Below are 17,357 nucleotides of genomic sequence, written 5' to 3'. Positions count from 1 at the left end.
GATATCATGGATGACACTGTAACCGTCGAGGATCTCACAAATGCGATAAAGAACAGCATCGACAAGAATATGGAGATGGAAGAAGAGCAGGCATACATGCTCGCCAGGCACGTCCTCAACTTCTTCGGTTATTCGGACAGGATAATCGACAACATTCTTGAACCCGAGGATAGGGATGCTTTCTATATGCTCGAGGACGCCGGCCTTCTTACGACCGAAAGGGAAGAGACCACCCTTTACGACGGAAGGGAGTGGAGAATACACTACTGGCTATTCAGAAAGGATAAGATAATGGAGAATGCCGAGTCGGGCCCGTCAAAGGCCGCGGAAGAAACGGCCGACGAATCCGCCGTTTACAACGATCTCCCCGCCGATATCTGGCGCAGAAAAGAGTGATGACCGGATCTCCAGACGTCAGGGACATTTTCCCATATGATTTCAGAGGATATCAGGAAGAGATAGCCGAGCTCATAGCGAATACCACGAACAACGGTGTTGCCGCGGTCATAGAGTCCGGCACCGGCACCGGCAAGACCGTTGTCTCGCTGACGGGCGCCCTCAAGACGATCATCGGTACGGACAGTAAGATAATCTATCTTACAAGGACCAAGTCCCAGCAGAAGCAGATCGTATACGAAGCAGGCGCAATATCTCAGAAAAAACAGATAATCTGCATAGGCGTGCAGGGCAGGGGCGTAAGTACATGCCCCATGATGTCAAAGGATCCGGAGAACGCATCGGGCACATCCGAAGAACTGTCTAAGCTATGTTCGGAGTACAAGAAGGATGACGGCACGGGAAGGCCCTGCAAATATTATGAGAACATCGGAAGAACAGATCTTCAGGAGATCTTGGACCACGTAAGGAATGTTCATCCGGAACCGGAGAAACTTTCGGAATACTGTCTGAAAAAGGAGTTATGTCCGTACGAGACGGTCAAACATCTGATCAAACATGCGGATGTGGTCGCCGCTCCGTATTCGTTCATCTTCATGCCGCACATCCGCGAAAGGTTCCTCGAATGGGCCGGAACTCCCCTGTCAAAGATGGTCATGATCGTCGATGAGGCTCACAACCTTCCGGACTATTTGCGGGAAGTGATGACGCTGGAATACAGTATGAAGGCCATGGACCTTGCGGAGAAGGAAGCAATGGAATGGAACGACCCGGAGGTGTATTCCGGACTTTCGGTGTCTGACATCATCGCGGTATTGAGAGAATGTTTGAATGAAGCGTTATCGGAATATCTCACAGGCGACGACGGAATGATACCGTATACTTTCCTTCAGGATGAGCTCATGTACAGATTGGGAGTATCGTCGCATGCCCTCGATATGATATACAAGGGGCTTATAGACCACGGAGAGATGATAGCCAACATAAAGAAGGCGAAAAAGAAACTCCCACGATCGTTCATCCGATCGATGGGAGCGTTCCTCACGCTGTGGAACACCGCGGATGAAGAAATGAATATATTCTTGGTTCTGGGAGGAGAGAATCCGAAGTTCCAGGCATACTGTCTCGATCCGAGGGTCGCCGCCGAGCCGCTGAGATCGTGCAAGGCATCCGTCCACATGTCGGGGACGCTGGCACCTCTTTCCGATTATACGGAAGAGATAGGTCTGGAGGAGGTCGCGGAACGCACTTTCCCGTCCCCATTCCCGCCCGAGAATCTGAAGATCGTTTATGTCAACGACGTTTCCACGAAGTTCGACGAATTCAACAATATTCCAGAAATATATTCGAGGATGAAGGAACACATAATATCTCTGGCAAGAGTTGTGAATAAGAACACCGCGGTGTTCTTCCCCTCGTACTCTTTGATGGAAAGGTTCCTTAGGGATGGGATAGAAAAAGATATCGGGAAACCCCTTTTCATTGAAAGAAGAGGAATGACCCAGCCCGAACTTATGGAAGAGGTCTCTCAATTCAAGCTCTCCGAAGGAAGCATACTTTTTGCGATAACCGGGGGAAGGATAAGCGAAGGTCTTGACTTCCCCGACAAGGACATGGAGATGGCGATACTCGTAGGAATACCATATCCTAAACCGACCGCTAAGCAGGAAGCACTACGCAGATACTACGATATGAGGTTCGGCAACGGATGGGAGCACTCGTCGAAGATCCCCGCGATGAGGAAGATGAGACAGGCCATCGGCAGACTGATCAGGTCCGGGACGGACAGGGGCATGGCGGTGATCCTGGACCGCAGGGTGTTCAACCTCGAGGACATAAAAGCCGAGCCCACGGACGATCCGTGCGGAGATGTCATGGAATTCTTCGGAAAAGGCTCTAAATCATGAGTTTTTTCTAACGAACAAAGTATTTAATTATCGAGAGCATCGTTTGAGCGAAAGGGAAGGTGTAACGACCCCTTTGGGATCCCAAAGGAGCCGGGCCCTTAACGCGGTGCCATACGCGGTACTCAGTTAAGGCCAGTCAAGATCTGTCGTAATGATAGATCCGCCAACACGTATCTGGATACGGAGACCGCCTTTACGGCGGAATATGGATACTTCCAAAGCATCACCTTCCTCCGAGGCAGTCCCGGATTTGCCGCGTGGTGAGCGGATATCCGGGCTCACTCCCTCGGCACTTCATTTATTTCCGTTCGTATTTTTAATGGGCTGGTACTACAATTATACTACGTTCCCATTTGGGCAAAGGTAATAAACGAGTCTGTCCTGAGGGGGTTCATGGAAATAGCTGTGGACGATGATGTCAAAAGACTGATAATGTCCGAAGGGCGGGACTACAGGGTGTGCACGGCGTGTTCAGGCCCGGCACTGGTCCCGACGACAGTCAAAAGGCCGAAGGAATCCGATATAAAGATACCGGTCGGGAAGAACACCCTCTACATATCGATAGTTCAGTCAAGATATATCAGAAGGGTCACCATGGATATGTTATACAGCAGCGAAGAGACCGAATACTGTTCTGTTTTCTGACCGAGCTCAGGAAAGTCTCAGGGCGCCGTCGGCGGCCTTTTTCACAAGGTCATCGATACCTGCCGACTCGTCGAATTTTTCTATCTTCTTGATATCGGCTTCGGTTATAGGCTTAGACGGAACGACCATACACCCTTCGGACCGAATGATGGAAATCTCGTAGGTCCCGATCTTTTTTGCTATCTCTTCTATCTCCAATTTATCGTAGCCGATGAGAGGTCTCACTATCGGTATCCGAAGGCCGAAGCTTGAGTACCTTATGTTCTTCAAGGTCTGCGATGCGACCTGACCCAGCGAGTCCCCCATTATGACCCCGCCGCACCCCAGTTTACCGGCCATCTCCTGTGCGACCCTGAGCATTGTCCTTTTGCACATTACGCACTGATAGTTCGTGTCGCAATTCTTGGATATCGATTCCTGGGACATCCCATGCGGCGCCGAATAAAGAGGGAAGGCGGAACCGGTGACCGTTCTGAGCTGCTCTGCGATCTTCTTTACTTTCTCTACCGACTTCTCATCTGCGAAGGGACGGTTGTCCATATGCAGCAGGAAAACATCCGCACCGGCGCGATCCATTATGTAAGCTGCGACCGGAGAATCGATCCCCCCCGAGATGAGGGTGATCAGTTTCAAGTGTTGAATCTCCCAAACGCGGAATTGCCGAAGAGACCCGGAGGCTCTTCGTATTCCTCTCCCTCTTCGCTCATCATCGAGTACATCGCCTGTATGAACTCCATGAGTCCGGCAACTTCTTTTTTGAGCTCTTTCACTTCGGCTCTGAGCACTACGACCTCATCCTTCTTCATCATAACTTAACATCACCGTAGTCATCGGCCAGCTTTCTGGAGAACGAGCGTTCGCACTCTGGGCAGTACAGTCCTTTCCCCTTTTTTACAAGTTTTGTTTTGCATGTTCCGCACAGGGATCTTATCACACCGAGATGATCGTCCTTGGTCGTGAGCTGGAGTGACGGCGAGATACCGGTTACCCTTGCGCGTATGAAATCTCCCTTTCTCAGCTCTTTGGAAACATCGTCTGTGTATCCCTGCGATATCTTGGATACGTGGATCGTTGCATAAGTTTCCCCGCCGAGCCCCCTCTTCGTTCCGTCTTTGGCAACTACATCCGCCGTTGCCATTGTGTTCCTGATGTCCGAGACCACCGCATATACGGTGTCCCCTATCCTCAGAACATTCGGAGGGTTGGGTGAGATGACCCTTGCGACGCACTCATCATCATCCAATACGAGAATGCCCATCTGCGAGGCGTATATCTTTCCGTCTTCTGCGAAAGTCCCGTCCGAGGCAAGATACTCTTCTTCTACCGCAACCTCGTCGCCCGGGAATACTTCAATGTTCTTTGTCATTAATTTTCACCTAATGTTGACAACCACAATGTCAACGCTGTGTCTTTCTTTACTGTGGAATGTAAAGGTATGGGGAATATCATACTTATATATTTTATCGTACACAATCTCTCTATTGTTTTTCTTTACGTACTCTTTTACGAAATCCAACGTTTCCGACATATGGAAAGAGTAGATGCATTCGGCTGATTCCATCGCCTTTTTGAGGAAATCGCGGTCTGCGCGGCGGGTCTGACACCCGAATGGCGGGTTCATGACGACGGTGTCGGCGCCTTCGTTCACATCGTTTACATCCGACAATTTGAATGATATGTCGGCATTGACAGAGGAAGCGTGGCTAATGGCAAGATCGAGTGCTTTTCGGGAGGTGTCGAAACCGACGACCGACCCTGCGCCGAGCAGCCACGAGCCGAATGAAAGCATTCCTGTGCCGCAGCCCAGATCCATTACTTTGAGACCCCTGATATCGCCATTCGCATATGCATTGAAAAGAACGTCCGCTGCGATGGACGCCGGCGTCAGGTATTGTTCGAGGGAGGGGTCGGGGTCTTCGAACCTCGGTACTTTTTCAAGCTCGATCTCAAGGTCTTTCTTTTTCATCGGTACTCCATGTGCCCAGTGGTTAAAATTTTTCCTTTAGTTTAGACTTTTGGACATAATTGATCAACATCTCGATGACATTTAATAAAGCGTAGGTGCCGATAATAAAGAGTAGTAATACGCCGATGAGAAGTATGATGGCGAGCCAATCTCCTATCGCATAGATTTCCACCGACAAGTATATTATCAGGACGGAGAGAAACGACACAGTAACAATGAACAATCCTCTCTGAGAAGAGGTTCTCCTCAAACGATCTCGGGATTCTTCATCCTTCGGCATTAAAAGGTGTGTTTGTAAGACCCCCACATATATCGCAATTCCCCCCACGCAGGAAATAGAATACATCTTCAGGCACATCCAAAAAACGTCAGTAATGTCCCAAAAGGGGGGACCGTGACTGTACATATTCTCATAGTTCACGAACTCGACAATGAGCAACACCATAGACACCCAGAGAACCGCCAGCAAAAGGGCGACTTTCCACCTGCCTTTGTAGATCACATATTTATTATCGGTTCGGAGGTTAAATCATTTGTTGCATGCAATCTAAAAAGACCTTTTATCGGGTTTTCACTTTATTGCACATAAAAGTGGTAAAAAATATGCAATAAAACAAACAATTCAAAAATTTATTGCATATAAACAGTATCAAATATATGCAATATGATATCTTATCAGGGAATACAATGCGGCGCTACGATTATTCATTCATAAGGAATTTGAAGATAAGTGCAGGCATTGTAAGCCTGACGAACAAGATAGAATCTTCCAAAATACAAGAGAAACAAAGGAAGAAAGTGAATTCAGATATTTTCGTTGCCTTAGAATCCATCGCCAGGGTCCAATCGGTCAAAGGATCGAATGCGATCGAAGGGATCGTTACTACCGATCGCCGTATGGAAGAGATCGTCAATAAGAACAGCGCACCTCTAAACCATAACGAGATGGAGATCGCAGGTTACCGCGATGTTCTGGATCTCATACACAGAGAATACAGAACATTGGAACTTAACGAAGAGCTGATCCTGGGCATGCACAAGATCATGTCATCCTATACGCCGAGGGGCGGAGGAATGTACAAAGAGCAGGACAACATCATAATAAGCACAGACGAGAACGGAGCGCGCAGCGTGAGGTTCGTTCCGGTCACATCAAAAGAGACCCCAAAGGCGATGGAACAGCTCATCCTGGCATATATGGAAGCAAAGGATGATGCAGGGATAGATCCGCTCATCCTGATACCTTGTTTTATCCTGGATTTTCTTTGTATACATCCTTTTTCGGACGGCAACGGCAGGATATCCAGGCTCATGACCCTTCTTCTGATGTACAAGAACGACATTGATGTAGGAAAATATGTCTCGTTCGAAGCTCAGATAAACGAATCCAAGAACAGATACTACGAAGCGCTGAAGAGATCATCCGAGGAGTGGCACTCAGATAAAAACGATTATGTTCCGTTCATAGAGAATTTCATCTTTACTCTGTTCTCCTGTTATAAAGAACTGGACAGGCGGTTCGATGTGGTCGGAGATAAAAGGGTGAACAAAGGTAACCGCGTAGAGGCAGCAGTGCTTAACAGCATGGCACCGATATCAAAAGCAGAAATATCCGAACTTTTGCCGGATATCAGTATAACAACGATAGAAGCAAAGTTGTCCGAACTTCAGAAACAGGGAAAGATAAAGAAGATCGGCGACAAAAAAAGTGCAAAGTATATGAAAAAATGAAGAACCCGCGGTAAACCCCGACAACATACCGGTCGGTAATGAGACCGGATGTTTCATGCGATATTTTCCCTCGGGCTTTCAGGATGATTTCCTGAAAGCCTTTCTTCTGAAAAGCCTCTGTCCTGTTTGGCGGGACATGTAATACAGATAATAATAAAACAGAATGAAAAAAGCAAAAAAAGCGGCCGTTCTCCAGCCATTCTGAAGAATGCTAAACAGTAAAGCCGCATATGAAATCGTAACGAGCATGATTCCAGCTACAAACGACACATTCACTGTGTCAAACATCGGTTTATTCAATCTGGCTTGGTTTTTTTCCCAACTATTGACCAATCGGTCCGGCCCGAGAAATGTGAACAACCCGAACAAAAACAAAGAGAAAGAGAGTACAAGGTACACCCGCGAGAACCAATCTCCGGTATCGAAAGGCAAAAGATAGAATGCGGCGGCAGCGGCAACCGCCCACAACACTGCCATTATAGCAGCACCTTTCCATCTGCCTTCGAGAACCATAATCAGATATGGGGGGGGGGAATAAATAAGCTTATGGAAAGGCAGTAAATGTTCGTTATCCGAGCATATCGAGGATTTACAGATGCGTGCGGTTCTTTTTCTTGTGCACTGTGACACGGTGCGTCCATATGCTTATGGACACCAAGATCGCAAGCGCCGCAACAAACGGTACCAGCCTTATATTGTCGAATATGAGCACCCAGAGGAACGTAAGGAACGACGCAGTCACAAAGAGCAGTCCGGTCTTCATCATGAACGATTCGATGTTCAATCCCGGCTTCCCGTGGTGTGAAAGGTATTCGAATTGTCTTTCTGCGTACGAGGTCAATCCGCTGTAGAATGCCAGACCGTAATATAGGAATAACAGGGGGAAGAACACAATCACTAACCTGAGCAACACTGATGGTTGAATGATGTAGAAAGAGATCGCTGCAGCTGCTGCCCATATGATTCCGATAATTATGGCACCGGTTTTACGGTCTTTCAATTGCATGAACACTGAATTTATTTTTCGCATAATTAATCTATGCTGCTTACACTCATTTTGATCGGGTGTTCTTCTTGAAACGTTTACTGTTAGCAAAGCCGGCCATTACTATCACTCCAAAGATGAAAACAACCAGCATAATCGTAAATGCACCGGAGCCGTAGATCTCCACCAACGGCCAAGTGAGGAAAAGGATAAATGATAATGTTATGAAAGAAAACCCCATGAACGTTGTAATTTTGTCCATGTCGTAAACGGCCAGCTCTTCCTCCGTCATCATGTTGAACCCTGCAAGAAACCCGTAGTGGCCGAAGTATATGATGAAACCCATTAAAGCAAGAAAGAAACAGATCGGAATCCAAAGAAATGGTAATGTAAGTGTTGCCTCGCTCCTGGGAGTGAGCAGAGCGACGATCGTCACGGCAGCTATCCACATGATCCCAATGATCAGGGCATTCTTCTTTCTGCCTTCGATCTTCATAATTAGATATTGGGGGGGGGGACAAATAAACTTTGTCTCAATCAGTTTCGATCTTACACGAAGGCATCATCCCGACGGCTTCTTGTTTATTCTGAAAGTTATGCGGTTCTCCGGCTTATACGAAGATTTCGACCCGACCGAGCAGTCGCTCATTTCCACGTAATCTCCGCTCTTGTTCATTCTGACGATGTTGCATATGGTGTACGAGGCATCATATCTGTGGATCGACACACGGTTCTTTTTATGATCCTCCCGTCTCATCGTGAAATCAACATATCCTCCAAAACAAGCAATGGTAAGTTTAACATTCTCGCCTTGCTCCGACCAACCGTCGATCTTCCCGCGACGGAACCCGTCGATCAATAATTTAACTGCGGTGGCCCCGTCTTCTATACAATCCTCGGGATGGGCCGGCCGATCGACGGGATCCAGATTGAACGAGAACGAATTGTCTGGATCCGTACTGTATGCTCGAAGGACCGAACCTTCCAACTCAACGTTTTTTATGTTAAAGAAACGGACGATGCCGAGAGGAGGGGCACCGTACTCAATGCGGTTGACACTCCGTTCGTTTTGCTTCATTCTGAAAAGAAGGATCATATCATTCGAGCATGGAACGAATATCGTGGCCTCGTTCGTTCCGTTATAAATGCTCCAACCTTTGGCACAGTAACGTTCATAATCGGGATCATGCACAATAAGGGATCCAGTGTTGAATCCGTCCACAAGGTTCTTGGCCGCCTGTTCTTTATGTTCTATATTAAAAGGAGGTTCCATACGTTCATTCCGTTCGGGATCGTATCCGCCGCCATATCTTGTTGTGCTTTCAACGGAGATCGTTACCAGCGTACATACGGGCTCCGGTTCTTCATCGATCGCAGGTCCCGGCTCCTCGACCGCCTCTGTCTCCATCGGCGGCTCCGGCCTATTCTCCCAACCTACCTCCCTCAAACATTTACGACAGAATCTACCATCGGCATTCATATCTCCGCCGCAGTACGTACAGGTTTTCTTCTTCCTCGCCAGAGCGATGGCGTCCGTCATAGCCTTCATTACAAGTTTCTTTGATTCTTGAATATCCAGTCCTGTGATCTCAGACACACCCTTGGCAGTTCTTTCCACACTTTTACCACAGGAAAGACCCAGTTTGATGCATTCCATTACCGCGGGGTCTAATGACAACCGATCGAGGGGAAGCCAATATAGCGCATCTGTCTGTTCTTTCTTCCCGGGTCCGGTTCTGCTGCCGGTTACTTTCTGTTTCGGTTCCGACTTCGGCGACTCAACTTTACTCATAAGATCGAACCCGCACCTGTGACAGAACCCCTGACGGGCGTCGATATTTTCTTTTTCTTGAGGAGTGGCATTTTATCACCGTGATGTAAAATAGTTAAGAAAAGGTTTAGAATTGTATGAATTAATCGGAGTGATTGTATATATGTAGTGGCCATCAACACGTTTTTCGTTGTTATTGTCATTGCCGGCAGCAGCCCCCATCACTGCAGCCGGAAGCAAAATGACAACGACGACTTCGATCAAAATTCCATTTCGGTCTTCATGACCGTGTTATCGAGCAGTGGCTAATATTAACAATTTCAAAATTTCAAAGGTCTATAGGTTACCAGACCCACGATTATTTTCCTACGTGTATGAAGAAGGGGGACATTATTGTAGGGAATATTCTCAGTTGACATATACACAAGAAAGCAAGAAAAGTCGGAACACTTTATCAATTATGTGTGATGTGCGAACAAAAATAACGTCAAAAACCCATTGTACAATCATCTAAATAATTAAATTAATATCGAGTATTTTACATAATTTAACAATCAAATTAGACAATTGTCCATACATATTTTTTCTCGTCAAAAAGGCTTAAATCTATGAAAAAATTTTGAGTATCAATCATAGTCGAACTATGAAGATGATGAATATGAACATGTCAATCGAGAATTCAAAATCAACAACCGGCACATCGATCCGCGTGAAGGACCCGTGTCCGATAAACGGAATGTGTCCCGTGTGCATCGAGGACTGCAACGTCCTCTGCGAAGTAGGAAAAGGCGCACTCAGGGGAAGAGAGGTACTCTATCCGAGCCCGGAGCACTTCGGAAAATCCACCGCAGCCTCGAACAAGGACTACCTCCTTGACTGGTCGCACTTCCAGATAATGGCCGAGCTCATCGGCGCAAAAGGCATCGAACCCAACCCCGATGTCGCATTCTTCGAGAATGTGGACATCTCGACAGTTGTCGGATCGAGGGGAAAGAACCCGATCAAGATGAAGCTGCCCGTGCACATCGCCGGACTCGGCTCCACCGCGGTCGCAAAGAGCAACTGGAAGGAGCTGGCCGGAGGCGCCGCACTTGCGGGTGTTTGTGAAGTAATAGGTGAGAACGTCTGCGGAATGGATTCCGAAGCTGTATACTCGAACGGAAAGGTACAGTCATCCCCGGACATGGCGTTCCGTGTGAAATCATACAAAGATTACTGGGACGGAAAGAACGGCCGCATCGTTATGCAGACGAACGTCGAGGACGCACGCGCCCATGTGGAAGATTACGGTCTTTCTAAGCTCAATGTTGAAGTTATAGAGAGGAAATGGGGCCAGGGAGCGAAGGCCATCGGAGGAGAAGTAAGGCTCAACACTCTGGAAAGAGCGCTGGAACTCCAATCCAGAGGATACATTGTCATGCCGGACCCGTCCGATCCGGAGGTCCAGGCAGCATTCAAATCGGGAGTGTTCAAAACATTCGAGAGACACAGCCGCGTAGGGTTCCCCAACGAGCAGGCATTCCTCGAGGATATAGACCAGCTGAGGCAGAAAGGTGCGAAGAACGTCTTCCTGAAGACCGGAGCATACAAGCCGGAAGTGGTCGCATTCACAATGAAATGCGCTTCGGAAGCAAAGATCGATCTTCTCACATTCGATGCGGCTGGCGGCGGAACGGGAATGTCCCCGGTCAGCCACATGAACGAGCTGAGCTCGCCCGGTATATGGCTGTTCAGCCAGGTAATGGCGTGTGCAAAAGAACTCAAGAAGCAGAGAAGATACGTTCCGGACCTGTCATTCGCAGGCGGGTTCATCAATGAGACCCAGATGTACAAAGCGTTCGCGCTTTCGGACATGGGCCAGGGACCGATCGTCAAATCCATCGCAATGGCGAGAGGCCCGATCACCGCAGCGGTGAAGGGGAAGCACTACGCCGAGCTGGCAGAGAAGCACCAGCTTCCTCAGTCGTTCGTCGAACAGTACGGAGCGGATCCGCACAAGTTCTTCATTGCAGCGACGGGATTGCAGGAAAGGTTCCCCAAGAAGAAGATCGGCGCGGACATCCCATGGGGAGCGGTCTCCCTTTACACATACTTCCACGACAGGCTGGGAGAGGGACTGAAGCAGTTAATGGCGGGAACAAGGAAATTCAAGCTCGAGTGCATTGAGAATGAAGACATCGTCGCTCTGTCTGAGTACGCGAGCAAGGTCTCCCATGTCGAGACGCTTGACGCAAGGGCCGACAGGGTCATGAAGGCTCTGCTTTAAACTTTTCAAACGGGCTCAGCCCGTTCTTACATTTTTATGCGCAATTTCGGAAGTACTATGGGTTGTTATATATCCTCAGCACGCAGATTACTATCCGAGTTCATGATAATATGAACGACGGGAGTGTGTGACATGTCGAACAACAAGAAAGAACAAAAAGCAGGCGAGTCATCATCAGATGCCGCACGCAGAGAATAGTCGATCGCAATGCTGAAAGAGAAAGGGGTCCCGCACTCTCCGCAGCTCCGTGCGGAAGTAACAGAATCCGAGGCTACGATACGAACGCCGAGAGACATCGCGCTTCGGTTGCTGGCAATGTATGCGGTGAGTGTATACAGCGAGGTGCGCACAGGCGGGGACACTTGGATGGAGGGGCATTATTATCTGGACACAATGAGCGAGATCGCGGAAGGAAAACTCAGCGACCACCTGACTCCCGAAGAAACGGCTTTTGTGGCGATAAAAGAGCCGGAAAAGGAAGATTATGCCAGATTCGTCTGGAGATACGAATGCTGCCATGTTCTTATGTGGGCGCTGGGATATGCGAAAGAGCTCAGCCATCCGGAAAAGAAGTGCGATGTTCTCAACATGGGGAAGGTAATATGGAAATACCTCGGGGTGGACGAGATCGTTCAGAATGCCAAGCCGCGGACCAAAGAAGAATTGCTGCAGGCGGCCGACCTGACGATGCGGTACGACCGAGCCTGTGCGGATGCAAGGGCAAAAGGCACCGGAAGCCCGGCGGGTATGAACTGCGATGTGGTACGCGAAAGGCACTATGCCCTCAACTGGCTCATCGGTGCGAACGGGAATGCAGACTGGGACGATATAAAGATTTAAAGATGAGAGTTAATCTAAATAAATGGCGGAATTTTCGATCAAAAAACTTTTTTTGAGCATCAGGGGCCGTCTGAAAGCACTTTTTCAGCATCCTGAAGATGGACAGCCAATGCTTTTCCTTTTTCTGTCAGTTCAACGTATGTTGTGGTGTTCTCGAACGCTGAGCGTTTCATTTTGAGGATTATCGGGCATATGATGCAGTATGTACAAAAAGTGCATTACTGCCTTTGCGGACATTTTATTGCGGTGTTTGCGGTGTTTTCATTATTGCTTTTGCATATTTCATTCATGATTTCGATATGAAAACAAAAGATTTTTTTCATGGGCATATTTTCCAAAAGTAGTCTTTATCTAACATAAGCGCCTTATCAAAATGTACCCACGAAACGCGAGGTACCTCTCAAAGGAGGACTGTAGTTGGCAAAAATAAAAAGGGCGATTATCAGCGTTTCTGATAAGAACGGAATATTGGATTTCTCAAGGGAACTTACAAAGAACGGCGTCGAGATAATATCTACGGGGGGAACGTTCAAACTCCTGAAAGAAAACGGTATTTCAGTCAAAGAAGTGTCGGACGTAACGGGGTTCCCCGAGATGCTGGACGGCCGCGTGAAGACCCTCCATCCGAAACTGCACGGCGGGATCCTGGCGAGAAGGGACCTCCCGGAGCATATGGCCGCCATTAAAGAAAAAGGAATAAAACCCATCGACATGGTGGTTGTGAACCTTTATCCGTTCAAAGAAACAGTTCTGAAGCCCGGCGTAAAGTACGAGGACATTGTTGAGAACATAGACATCGGAGGTCCGAGTATGATAAGGGCCGCCGCAAAGAACTACAAGTCCGTCGCCGTCATCACAAGTCCCGATCAATATCAGAGAATAATCGATGAACTCAACTCCGGCGGCGAAGTATCCGAAAAGACCCTTGAGAAGCTTATGATGGAAGCGTTCATTGCGACCGCAGAGTACGATGCAATGATAGCATCGTATATGTTCGGCAAGTTCGGAGAGGGATTCCCCAAGTCGTTCCCCGTTCCTTCCGAAAAGGTAGAGGACCTTCGCTACGGGGAGAACCCCAACCAGAAAGCGGCATTCTACAGATCTCCGTTCACAACAGGCACCACCGTTGCGAAGTCCGAGTTCATGCACGGCAAAGAGCTGTCGTTCAACAACATTCTGGATCTTGATAAAGCACTCGACATCGCAATGGATTTCGAGAAGCCCACGGCCGTCGTGATGAAGCACACAAACCCCTGCGGTCTCGCTTCTGAAAATACCATATTCGAAGCATTCAAGACCGCATACAATGTCGATCCCTTATCTGCGTTCGGCTGCGTGATCTGTCTCAACCGCAACTGCGACATGAAGACCGCAGAGATGATATCTCAGTATTTCGTCGAGTGTGTGATCTGCCCCGATTACGATGAAGGCACGATCGAGCTTCTCTCAAAGAAGAAGAACATCCGCCTGCTTAGGACCAACTCTCCGATAGCCCCGTCCGAAAGGCACAGAGAGTACAAGATGAAGAAGGTCTACGGCGGGCTGCTCGTACAGACAGACGAGGATGTCGCCATAGACCCGAAGAATTTGAAAGTCGTCACGAAACGCAGCCCCACCAGGGAAGAGATCGACGCTATGCTGTTCGCTTGGAAATTAGCGAAACACGTGACATCCAACGCCGTCGTGTACGTCAAAGGAGAAAGGGCGGTCGGCATCGGTGCAGGGCAGATGAGCCGTGTGGATTCCGCAAAGATAGCGGCAATGAAGGCCAACGAATCCACGGAAGGTTCGGTAATGGCGTCCGATGCCTTCTTCCCGTTCAGGGACGGCGTGGACGAGGCGGCCAAGGCCGGCGTCACAGCCATCATACAACCGGGCGGAAGCATCAGAGATCAGGAAGTAATAGATGCGGCCAACGAGCACAACATGGCGATGGTGTTCACGGGCTGCAGGGTATTCAGGCACTGATCAGTCCCTGTTAAGGTCCTCGGGGATGATCGGTCTCCCCTCGGCCTTTCTTTTCATATGGCCGGCAGGGCCTCCCCTTTCCTCCCTGGCTTTCTCTATGCATTCTATGTCATCGCATACGAACGCCGCAAAAGCGAAGTTGGTGCTGGTCTTGCCGCAGAATTGGCATTTGTAATCGTTGAAGTTTATTGCCATGGTCTCCGAATTACGTTATTCAGATTAAAATTATCTTCCGGCAGAGCTTTATTCGGTCGGAACTTTGCGACTCTGTCAAAAAAGAATGTAAAATGTTTCCGGCATCCTGCCGGTAAAGGATCTGTCCCGGTCGGATCAGCGGTGTCTGATCATTACATCGTTTATGATCTCACCCTTTGGTATGACGTACTTTCCGTCGGCATTAGGATAGAGGTCCTTCCACTCTCCGCTGTTCCCAATGCGATATGAGACGGTCCCGGACTGGCCTCCATTTATTGTAAATGAATACTCGTGCTTCCGGCGAACTCTGTCCTTTCCGATTATCGAGTCAGTGAGGTCTGCCTTGATGATGTTATAATTTCTTCTGAAGAAGAACAAAAGCATCAATAAGGCTACCACGAGCAGAAGCAGGATGAACCATGTGGCAAACCACAAAATATCGTTCTTCACAGCGTCTCCGGTCCTGTTCTCGTCACTGCCGTCTGCACCGCTGCCGCTTACACTGTAACCGTCGGCGGCGAAGTAGAGCTCAAGGTGCAATGAAGACATGTTGTCTCCGAATGAGATCTCGGCCGCTGTCTTCACCGCAGGAGTCTCCCATTTGTCAAAACGGTAGTCGCGATTGGCCACCGCTCTGACTGTGATATCAGCATGCAGCGGGAGTGCAACAGCTGAGGAATACTTCATGAACGATCCGCCGTTCACACTATATTCTGCATGACCCTTCCCGCTGTTCACGTTAATGGTGAGGAAAATAGACAGAGCTTCACTGATGACCTCTATCGTATGGTTCATGTTCAGGTTGCTGAATGTATAGTATCCATGATCTATCTCGGCACGAGATAGGTATGTTCCATCCACTCTAACTGCGCTTATTAGGTATCCATCAACTGCGGAGAATGCGAATGTCAGGTTACTTCCTGCTCCGGCCGACGTCTTCCCCGCCGGGGATATCTTCGCCCCCAGATCGGCGTTTGCTGTGACATAATAAATCTTTATGGGAGTCCCGGGGCCGGGCTTCTCAGGGTTTACTATCTCAGGATCTGTGATTTCAGGATCCGTTATCTCGGGGTCTGTGATATCTGGGTCGGTGATATCTGGGTCGGTGATTTCAGGATCCGTTATCTCGGGGTCTGTGATATCTGGGTCGGTGATTTCAGGATCCGTTATCTCGGGGTCTGTGATATCTGGGTCGGTGATTTCAGGATCCGTTATCTCGGGGTCTGTGATATCTGGGTCAAGACTCGACAGCAATGCTATCAGCTGAGTCTCTTCTACTTTCAGTTCAAAATCATATTTGTCCATTGTGAAAGTATCATTCGCGGGAGATCCGTCTATTGCTACGGTCGATCCATCGATCAGGATGATCTTATCGCCCGGCTTCATACCCGAAGGCAGCACTAGACCGCCGATATCATTCATGACATTTCCGATATTGACCTTGCCGTTAATGGTAGCTACGGTCAGCGGATCATCCAGAACGCCGACGAAATTCAGAGCGGAATTCTGATTATTTCCGATATCGAAGGCGCCATCGATCACACTGCCGACTGTGAAAGTGACCGAATGCGCACCGTTTCCAAGATCGACTGCACCGGCCAAGGTACCCGTATTAAAAAGGGTCAAGGAACCATCTTCATTGTAAGCAGACAGAGAGTGTTTATCACCCACGATGGTGCCGTAGTTATCTAATTTACTTCCTTCGTGGAACCGGACGCCCTCGCCGATGCTCTGGATCAGGCCGCTTTCCCAGTTGATCACTTTGCCGGTATTGTATACGAATACCCCATAGAGACCGAATTTATCCTCAGCCGCAGATGTCCGGATAGTTCCGTAGTTATCAAGCTGTCCTCCGGCTTTGAGACATACGCCGTATGTGTGGCCGGAAATCACGCCGCTGCTGTAGTTTATTATGGTGCCGCCGGATTCCGACCAAATGCCGCTGCTATTATTGATAAGGTAAAGGCCGTGGATGTTTCCGTAATTGTGGATCTCTCCGTTGTTGTTCAGTTTTATTCCGGAGTTATTGCCGCTAATAGTGGCGTTCTTGCCGTTCACAATGTAGGAGATGTTTCCGATACAGTTGATGGCGCCATTATAGCCGCCCGAGCCGGAAATGATGATGGCATTGATGAGCGATGTCCCCTCTTTCATAGTAAGAGGAGTGCCCGTCATACTCGTCAAACGGCTCCCGCCTCCATCGGCCGATTGCGGATACAGTGCGAGATTGCTTCCCTTTGTGATGGTCGTTCCTCTATGAGGCTGCAACCTGCTGTTGTCTGAAAAGATGATATTTATATCACCGGCGAGGATGAGTTCACCATCCAGCACAATTTTGTCTTCTACCAAGAACCACCAACCTTCATTTTCTTTATCCCAGATATAATAGGAATCCTCTATTTTTTCAAAGGAGGATTGGTTCAATACAGTAACGGTCTTTCCTTCCGGAACGGTCTGCAAGTTGCCGTACGCATCGTAGTAAGTGATGCCTTCCGCAGCCGTCGCTGTCTGCGTGCCTGTTAACGCTGTCGTCGCCGTAAGCGACAGAACAGCCAATGCCGCGATCAGCAGCATCATATTGATTTTTTTTGTTCTTTTCTTCATGTTGTACCCCCCTGTGGGTTTTGCCTTTTCGCAAAGCTCGTATTGGATGTAGAGTTTTATTTATAATACTTTGTATATTACAA

At 48.5% G+C, this 17,357-nt stretch carries 18 protein-coding genes; 7 read left to right on the top strand and 11 right to left on the bottom strand.

What is annotated here, in order from left to right; all coding sequences use genetic code 11:
- Nucleotides 1-6: 6 nt before the first annotated feature.
- The 3 genes from Mpt1_RS06465 to Mpt1_RS06455 all read left to right on the top strand — a co-directional run bounded on the left by Mpt1_RS06465 (nt 7) and on the right by Mpt1_RS06455 (nt 2,948).
- Nucleotides 7-396 carry a DUF6015 family protein gene (locus Mpt1_RS06465; protein WP_048113258.1) on the top strand — a complete coding sequence of 130 codons (390 nt, stop codon included), beginning with the start codon at nt 7-9 and terminating at the stop codon, nt 394-396.
- On the top strand, nt 396-2,303 hold the full coding sequence (locus Mpt1_RS06460; RefSeq protein WP_048113257.1) for an ATP-dependent DNA helicase: 1,908 nt from the start codon (nt 396-398) through the stop codon (nt 2,301-2,303). Before Mpt1_RS06465 ends, Mpt1_RS06460 begins: the two co-directional genes overlap by 1 nt.
- A gap of 393 nt (nt 2,304-2,696) precedes the next feature.
- On the top strand, nt 2,697-2,948 hold the full coding sequence (locus Mpt1_RS06455; protein WP_048113254.1) for a hypothetical protein: 252 nt from the start codon (nt 2,697-2,699) through the stop codon (nt 2,946-2,948).
- Nucleotides 2,949-2,954: 6 nt separating this feature from the next.
- Here Mpt1_RS06455 and Mpt1_RS06450 read toward each other — a convergent pair whose 3' ends face one another.
- From Mpt1_RS06450 to Mpt1_RS06435, 5 genes are read right to left on the bottom strand one after another with little or no spacing between them, the layout of a single operon-like run.
- A complete protein-coding gene (locus Mpt1_RS06450) occupies nt 2,955-3,581 on the bottom strand; it encodes a tRNA sulfurtransferase (protein ID WP_048113251.1) in 627 nt (208 codons plus the stop codon).
- Nucleotides 3,578-3,757, bottom strand: coding sequence for a hypothetical protein (locus tag Mpt1_RS07630; RefSeq protein WP_148305855.1), 180 nt, complete (start codon nt 3,755-3,757; stop codon nt 3,578-3,580). The genes Mpt1_RS06450 and Mpt1_RS07630 overlap by 4 nt, the downstream gene beginning before the upstream one ends.
- Nucleotides 3,754-4,314 carry an exosome complex RNA-binding protein Csl4 gene (locus Mpt1_RS06445; protein WP_048113247.1) on the bottom strand — a complete coding sequence of 187 codons (561 nt, stop codon included), beginning with the start codon at nt 4,312-4,314 and terminating at the stop codon, nt 3,754-3,756. The genes Mpt1_RS07630 and Mpt1_RS06445 overlap by 4 nt, the downstream gene beginning before the upstream one ends.
- 6 nt (nt 4,315-4,320) lie before the next feature.
- Nucleotides 4,321-4,914: an METTL5 family protein gene (locus Mpt1_RS06440; RefSeq protein WP_048113246.1), complete on the bottom strand. Its 594-nt coding sequence runs from the start codon at nt 4,912-4,914 to the stop codon at nt 4,321-4,323.
- A 22-nt stretch (nt 4,915-4,936) separates the two neighbouring features.
- Complete coding sequence (locus Mpt1_RS06435) at nt 4,937-5,416, bottom strand: hypothetical protein (protein ID WP_048113236.1); 480 nt, start codon at nt 5,414-5,416, stop codon at nt 4,937-4,939.
- A gap of 185 nt (nt 5,417-5,601) precedes the next feature.
- Between Mpt1_RS06435 and Mpt1_RS06430 the strand changes: the two genes are divergently transcribed.
- Nucleotides 5,602-6,645, top strand: coding sequence for a Fic family protein (locus tag Mpt1_RS06430; RefSeq protein WP_048113228.1), 1,044 nt, complete (start codon nt 5,602-5,604; stop codon nt 6,643-6,645).
- A 78-nt stretch (nt 6,646-6,723) separates the two neighbouring features.
- Here Mpt1_RS06430 and Mpt1_RS06425 read toward each other — a convergent pair whose 3' ends face one another.
- The 4 genes from Mpt1_RS06425 to Mpt1_RS06410 all read right to left on the bottom strand — a co-directional run bounded on the left by Mpt1_RS06425 (nt 6,724) and on the right by Mpt1_RS06410 (nt 9,422).
- The gene (locus Mpt1_RS06425) at nt 6,724-7,158 is read right to left on the bottom strand and encodes a hypothetical protein (RefSeq protein ID WP_048113219.1); all 435 of its coding nucleotides are present in this window, start codon (nt 7,156-7,158) and stop codon (nt 6,724-6,726) included.
- 76 nt (nt 7,159-7,234) lie between these two features.
- Entirely contained in the window at nt 7,235-7,651 is a 417-nt protein-coding gene (locus Mpt1_RS06420) for a hypothetical protein (RefSeq protein WP_048113216.1), read from the bottom strand.
- A gap of 46 nt (nt 7,652-7,697) precedes the next feature.
- Nucleotides 7,698-8,126, bottom strand: a complete 429-nt coding sequence (locus Mpt1_RS06415; protein WP_048113215.1) for a DUF3784 domain-containing protein — start codon at nt 8,124-8,126, stop codon at nt 7,698-7,700.
- 66 nt (nt 8,127-8,192) lie between these two features.
- On the bottom strand, nt 8,193-9,422 hold the full coding sequence (locus Mpt1_RS06410) for a hypothetical protein (RefSeq protein WP_048113214.1): 1,230 nt from the start codon (nt 9,420-9,422) through the stop codon (nt 8,193-8,195).
- A gap of 622 nt (nt 9,423-10,044) precedes the next feature.
- Here Mpt1_RS06410 and Mpt1_RS06405 point away from each other — a divergent pair.
- From Mpt1_RS06405 to purH, 3 genes are all read left to right on the top strand, one after another.
- Nucleotides 10,045-11,667, top strand: coding sequence for a beta/alpha barrel domain-containing protein (locus tag Mpt1_RS06405; protein WP_052399328.1), 1,623 nt, complete (start codon nt 10,045-10,047; stop codon nt 11,665-11,667).
- Nucleotides 11,668-11,874: 207 nt separating this feature from the next.
- Nucleotides 11,875-12,507: a DUF4272 domain-containing protein gene (locus Mpt1_RS06400; protein WP_052399327.1), complete on the top strand. Its 633-nt coding sequence runs from the start codon at nt 11,875-11,877 to the stop codon at nt 12,505-12,507.
- Nucleotides 12,508-12,924: 417 nt separating this feature from the next.
- Nucleotides 12,925-14,475: a bifunctional phosphoribosylaminoimidazolecarboxamide formyltransferase/IMP cyclohydrolase gene (gene purH, locus Mpt1_RS06395; RefSeq protein WP_082007277.1), complete on the top strand. Its 1,551-nt coding sequence runs from the start codon at nt 12,925-12,927 to the stop codon at nt 14,473-14,475.
- Here the strand turns inward: purH and Mpt1_RS06390 are convergent, their stop codons facing one another.
- Both Mpt1_RS06390 and Mpt1_RS06385 read right to left on the bottom strand, forming a co-directional pair.
- Entirely contained in the window at nt 14,476-14,670 is a 195-nt protein-coding gene (locus Mpt1_RS06390) for a hypothetical protein (protein ID WP_048113213.1), read from the bottom strand. It abuts the gene before it with no gap.
- 135 nt (nt 14,671-14,805) lie between these two features.
- Complete coding sequence (locus tag Mpt1_RS06385; RefSeq protein ID WP_048113212.1) at nt 14,806-17,274, bottom strand: hypothetical protein; 2,469 nt, start codon at nt 17,272-17,274, stop codon at nt 14,806-14,808.
- Nucleotides 17,275-17,357 lie beyond the last annotated feature (83 nt).

The organism is Candidatus Methanoplasma termitum (assembly GCF_000800805.1).
Lineage (GTDB): Archaea > Thermoplasmatota > Thermoplasmata > Methanomassiliicoccales > Methanomethylophilaceae > Methanoplasma > Methanoplasma termitum.
This window is presented reverse-complemented; position numbering and strand designations above follow the sequence as displayed.